General features: G+C 38.7%; 5 protein-coding genes. 2 read left to right on the top strand and 3 right to left on the bottom strand.

The window, feature by feature from the left end; genetic code table 11:
• The coding region (locus tag OGM63_RS29350; protein WP_263749292.1) for a CHAT domain-containing protein at positions 1-1,223 on the top strand (1,223 nt) is incomplete at its 5' end.
• A gap of 184 nt (positions 1,224-1,407) precedes the next feature.
• Here OGM63_RS29350 and recQ read toward each other — a convergent pair.
• Positions 1,408-3,567, bottom strand: coding sequence for a DNA helicase RecQ (gene recQ, locus OGM63_RS29355; protein ID WP_263749293.1), 2,160 nt, complete (start codon positions 3,565-3,567; stop codon positions 1,408-1,410).
• A 167-nt stretch (positions 3,568-3,734) separates the two neighbouring features.
• Between recQ and OGM63_RS29360 the strand changes: the two genes are divergently transcribed.
• Positions 3,735-4,244, top strand: a complete 510-nt coding sequence (locus OGM63_RS29360; RefSeq protein ID WP_263749294.1) for a DUF29 family protein — start codon at positions 3,735-3,737, stop codon at positions 4,242-4,244.
• Between the two features lie 708 nt (positions 4,245-4,952).
• Here the strand turns inward: OGM63_RS29360 and OGM63_RS29365 are convergent.
• A complete protein-coding gene (locus OGM63_RS29365; protein WP_318528571.1) occupies positions 4,953-5,105 on the bottom strand; it encodes a hypothetical protein in 153 nt (50 codons plus the stop codon).
• Positions 5,078-5,218 carry a hypothetical protein gene (locus tag OGM63_RS29370; protein ID WP_263749295.1) on the bottom strand — a complete coding sequence of 47 codons (141 nt, stop codon included), beginning with the start codon at positions 5,216-5,218 and terminating at the stop codon, positions 5,078-5,080. The genes OGM63_RS29365 and OGM63_RS29370 overlap by 28 nt, the downstream gene beginning before the upstream one ends.
• Positions 5,219-5,468 lie beyond the last annotated feature (250 nt).

Raw genomic sequence — 5,468 nt, forward strand, 5'->3', positions numbered from 1 at the left:
GGGAGGGGGGGAATATTTCTTCTTTACCCTTTACCCTTTCCCCTTTACCCTTTCCCCCTCCTCAAATTGCCCAATTCTCAGTTAGTCAAGATAACTTAAAGCAAGCGCGGAATGTGATTGAAGCTTTGCAATTAAGTGAACTAGAAAACTTTTTTCGGGAAGCTTGTTTACAAGCGAAACCAAAACAAATTGATGACGTGGTTGACAAAATCGATCCAACAGCCGCAGCGATTTATCCGATTATTTTAAAAGACCGTATAGAAATTATTCTCAAAATACCAAATCAAACTAAACTTAGCCACTACACAACTTACAAAGATGCAAAAGAAGTTGAAATAAAGCTAGAGAAATTAGGGGAATTTCTGAGAGAACCCGACCGAATTAATGATGTTAAAAAACTCTCAAAAAATCTGTATAGATGGTTAATTGAACCACTGGAAGTTGATTTAGCAAAGATGAAAATCAAAACTTTAGTATTCGTTCTAGATGGTTCTTTGCGAAATATTCCGATGGGTCTTCTTTATGACGAGAAACAGAAAGAATATTTAATCCAAAAGTATGCGATCGCCTTAGCTCCGGGTTTGCAACTTGTTGACCCCAAATTTTTGCGACGACGAGAATTAAATGTTTTAATTGCTGGAGTTAGCGAACAACGGGAAATTGAAGGTCGCTCATTTGCTCCGCTCAAAAACGTCGTAGTAGAATTAGAGAAAATTCACTCATCAATACCCAAAAGTAAAGAACTTCTCAATCGCACTTTTACACAAAAAAATGTCCAAAATCAGATTAAACAAGCACCATTTAGTGTAGTTCACATAGCGACTCACGGTGAGTTTAGTTCTAAGGCCGATAAAACCTTTATTCTCACTTGGGAACGGCTGTTGAAAGTCAAAGATTTTGATAACTTATTGCGGCTTCGGAATACAAGCGATCGCGCAATTGAATTACTTGTCCTCAGCGCTTGTCAAACCGCTAGCGGTGACAAGCGAGCTACCTTAGGGTTAGCGGGAATAGCCGTGCGAGCAGGCACTCGCAGTACTTTAGCAACTTTATGGTCGGTAGAAGACCAATCAACTGCGGAACTAATGAATCAGTTTTATCAAGAGTTAGCACAAGGTAAAACTAAAGCCGAAGCTCTGCGTCACGCTCAACTTGCTTTATTAGATAAATATCAAACTCCTTATTTTTGGGCACCTTATGTTTTAGTCGGAAATTGGCTTTAGATGTGTAATGTCTAATGGGGACGCTTGCAATACGTTAACCGAACCGTATTGGAGGATTTGGGGCTTAACACCATATGTAAAATCCTAAACTGAACCGTATTGCTTTATAGCCTGTGAAGACAGGCTTTGTTCTTGTAGCCCCAGGAATCTCGCGCCTGCGGGCTTTTTGCGACGCAAACATGCTCTATTTTAACTTCTTATCCCGTCGCCACTTACCTTTAACCAAACGAATTTCATCAAAACTATAACTGTCACCAAGATATTCTTTAATTGGTGTCAAAGCAATATCTCCAAGAATTTCTAACACTTGCAAAATTTTATGCTGCTTTTCTACCGGAACCAACAAATTTAAATCTACAGGCTGATTTTTATCAATTAAATCTGAAAGGTGACGGATAATTGTTGTCGGGCGAAAATTGCGTTTTTGAGCAATTTCTTCCACAGTTAAACCTTGTTGATGTAACTGTAAAGTAAAATATTCAGTCTCTGTAGGTAAGCCTTGAGAAGGTGTATAGTTTGCCTTATTTTCTGACAAATTTTGTTCTTGACAGTAAGCGCGAATTTCGTTGAGAAATTTATCGCCATATTGAGCTAGTTTATAATCGCCAACTCCAGAAAGTTTACCGAATTCTACAAGTGTCTTTGGTTTGACTTGTGCCATCAATTTTAAAGTAGAATCAGGAAAGACAACATAAGGTGGAACAGATTGTTCATCAGCAAGTTGTTTGCGAAGCGATCGCAATCGATAAACTAGCATTTCCACTTCTGCTGCTTTCTCGCTATCACCTTCCCAAATCGGCTTTTGTACTACGGTAATGGCTATAGAAACTGTACGCTCTTTTCGCATCACTTCCCAACTCAACGCGTTCAATTTGAAGACAGAGTAACCATCGTTCGTTTGTTCTAATAAGCCTTGATGTAAAAGCGATCGCCCTAACATTCGCCATTCATCGACACTTTTATCTTTGCCAATACCGTATGTAGAAAGTTTATCATGTTCGTTTTGAATAATCTTTTGAGTTTTCGCTCCGCGCAACACATCTATAATATGCAGCATCCCAAATCTTTCTTTACAACGTGCTACGCAAGATAGAAATTTCATCGCTTCAATTGTCCAATCTTGCACCGGTTTGGGAAAACGACAATTATCACAGTTACCGCAATTTCCTGGAAAACGTTCGCCAAAATAACCTAACTGAATTGTTCGCCGGCAATCTGTACCTTCCGCATAATCAATAACCTGACGTAATTGTTGCTTGGCAATTAATTGTTCTTGGGGATCGGTTTTTTGATTAATACTCCATTCAATCGTTTTAATATCACCGTAACTGAAAAACATTGTACACCGAGATGTTTCGCCATCTCTACCTGCCCTGCCTGATTCTTGATAATAACTTTCTAAATTGCGCGGTATATCAAAGTGAATCACAAACCGGACATCCGGTTTATTAATTCCCATCCCGAAAGCAACAGTTGCAACCATCAAGCGCACATCATCTCGAATAAATCGAGTTTGATTTGTTGACCGTTCTTCGTCAGTTAAACCTGCATGATAAGAAAGTGCCGCAATTTTATCATTTTGCAGTTTAAAAGTGAGTTCATCTACCTTTTTACGCGTCAAACAATAGATAATTCCCGAACCTTCATTTTCTCTAACAATTTCTAATATTTCCGCGTAAGCAGACTTAGTTTTAGAGCGAATTTCATAGTAGAGATTTGGACGATTGAAACTAGCAATATGAATACTTGGTTGCTTTAATGCCAGTTGTTGGATAATATCATTACGGACTCGATCTGTGGCAGTGGCAGTAAGTGCGAGAGTGGGGATATTTGGATAGCGTTTCCGCACAGACCTCAACTGACGGTATTCTGGACGAAAATCGTGTCCCCATTCTGAGACACAATGCGCTTCATCAATGGCAAAGGCAGAAATGCCGATTTGGTGATGTACTAAGTCGAGAAAGGGCAGAAACCTTTCGCTTAATAAGCGTTCTGGAGCGACGTAGAGTAATTTAACTTGACCTTTGAGAATCGCTTCTTCACGCGATCGCGTTTTATAAGCATTCAAACTGCTATTAAGAAATGTTGCGGAAATATTATTATTCCGTAATGACTCTACTTGGTCTTGCATCAAAGCGATCAACGGCGATACTACCACCGTTAAGCCTTTTTTGAGAATTGCTGGTAGTTGAAAACATAGCGATTTTCCTCCCCCCGTAGGCATAACAATCAGTAAATCCCGATTTTGCAGCGCATCCTCGATAATTTGCCGCTGTCCTGGGCGAAATTTATCGTAGCCAAAGTTGTATTTTAGCGCTTGTTCGAGATTGGGATACTGATGCATAGCGATCGCTTTTTTCGGGCTTTTTGCCAGGGTAGTTACGAAGATATCAGGATTTTAACTCACATTGTCGGCAGAGGAAGGGAAGTCTTACGTTTCTAGATACATGGTTTACAGTCCCAAATTGCTCAGGAATGCTAGTATTTCATTCATAGGATTATTCGTTTACTATGACACAAGAATTAATAGAATTAAGACAAAGTATCTTAGAGCATCGTTATGATGATGCCCTAGAGATTATTGATGATTTAGAGGAGATGAGTAAACAGGCAATTCTGCGAAAAATAGAAGCCTTTTTAGTAAGATTATGTATTCATTTAATTAAAAACCAAATTGAGCAGCGTTTAACCAACTCTTGGATTGCTTCTATCTCTGATTCAGTAATTCAAATTGCCAAATTAAATATTAAAGGTAATCAAAAATCTTATTATATTCAAGCTCTGGACTGGTCAGAATATTTAGAAGAAGCAGTAGCGATGGCAATTCGACCAGCCAGCGCTGATATTTTTGCAGGTGCATTAAAACCTAGCCAAGTTTACCAAAGACTTAATGGAGAAACATTAATTAATATTGCTCAAAAACTTTTATATTTAACTTATAAATATCATCCCAAAGAATTACTCGATATTATTGATAATCATTTAGCAGAATTACCAGGAGGAAAAGATTGGTTTGAGTAAATTAAGTAGGTAATAATATGTCATGCGATCGCTTAAGTAGATGGGTATAAATAAACTCTCTTTAACGTAGTAACGGCTAAAGCCGTTGAAATCTTGGCTTTGAGCGGTAAACCGCTCACTACGAAAACTCACCTTTTGCCCCTCTCTTTGGTAAGGAAAGGGATGCCGGAAGCTCTTTAAAGTTCAACGTTGGTCAGCCAATAATGTTTCTACATCATGAGGGAAAGGGCAATCATCAGGAAATTAGGCGGACTAATCTGAAAAGAGGGTTTCAAATTTCATCTAGCAATAGTAATAAAAGAGCGTTAAGGGGTGGGGTTCTGCGGGTGAGCGTAAGTAATCAAGCTGTAATCACTTCAACATAAGCAATTGCAGCAATTGAGTACCCATTTATAAGAAATGCTTAATTTGCTTGATTAAATTTTAAGCATTAATTATGAATGAGACAGCAATTGCTACAAATGAGTATCCATTTATAATAAATGCTTAATTTGTTAGATTAAATTTTAAGCATTAATTATGAATGAGACAGCAATTGCTACAAATGAGTACGCGATCGCAGCAAATGAGTATCCATTTGTAATTAATGCTTAAGCTGTTGTTGTTAATAGACAAATATTCGTAACGTCTGCGTCTGTCTTTGTCACAAATGGGCAAGCTGTTGTTACTACTGCAACTTAATTTGTAACGTCGCTGCTGCAAAAGTACTTAGCCAGGGTCGATTTTCCCTAAGCTTGATGCTACCTCCCTATGGGTGTCCTCATCCAGATTATTTGATTGCAGCAGTTGCAATAAGGCTGCGATCGCTTCTTTATTGCCACTACCGATTTCCCCTAAACTAAACGCCGTCCGTCTAACGATGAAATCACTTGAGCAATTTCTGGGTCTTCTGCTGCTGCTGATTGAAGTTCCAGCACTGCTTGACCATAATCTAATCGCTGCGGTTCATTTGCTTCTACAGCACTGGTGAGCAATGGCGATTTATTCTTTTGGCGGAGGTTGTCTATCCTACTTATGCTGAGAACCTCCGGCTGGAAGCCGGGGGATGAAAGCTAATTGTCTAATTTATTAGACATTTTTGATAAAATCAAAGTGCGTACATATAGGATGAAAAACTCCATAACAAAAAACATATTTACGCACTTAAACTTTTAAGTAGCCATACAGCTAGGACTAAACCTAGTCGAGGTGGGTAGGGCATTTTGACAGTGCCACAACAAATTG

The organism is Plectonema radiosum NIES-515 (assembly GCF_025753815.1).
In the GTDB taxonomy this organism is placed as follows: Bacteria; Cyanobacteriota; Cyanobacteriia; order Cyanobacteriales; family Nostocaceae; genus Hassallia; species Hassallia radiosum_A.

Excerpts from the sequence above, each read along its gene's own strand:
- recQ (WP_263749293.1), bottom strand. The coding sequence starts at position 3,567 with ATGCATCAGTATCCCAATCTCGAACAAGCGCTAAAATACAACTTTGGC.
- OGM63_RS29360 (WP_263749294.1), top strand. The coding sequence starts at position 3,735 with ATGACACAAGAATTAATAGAATTAAGACAAAGTATCTTAGAGCATCGT.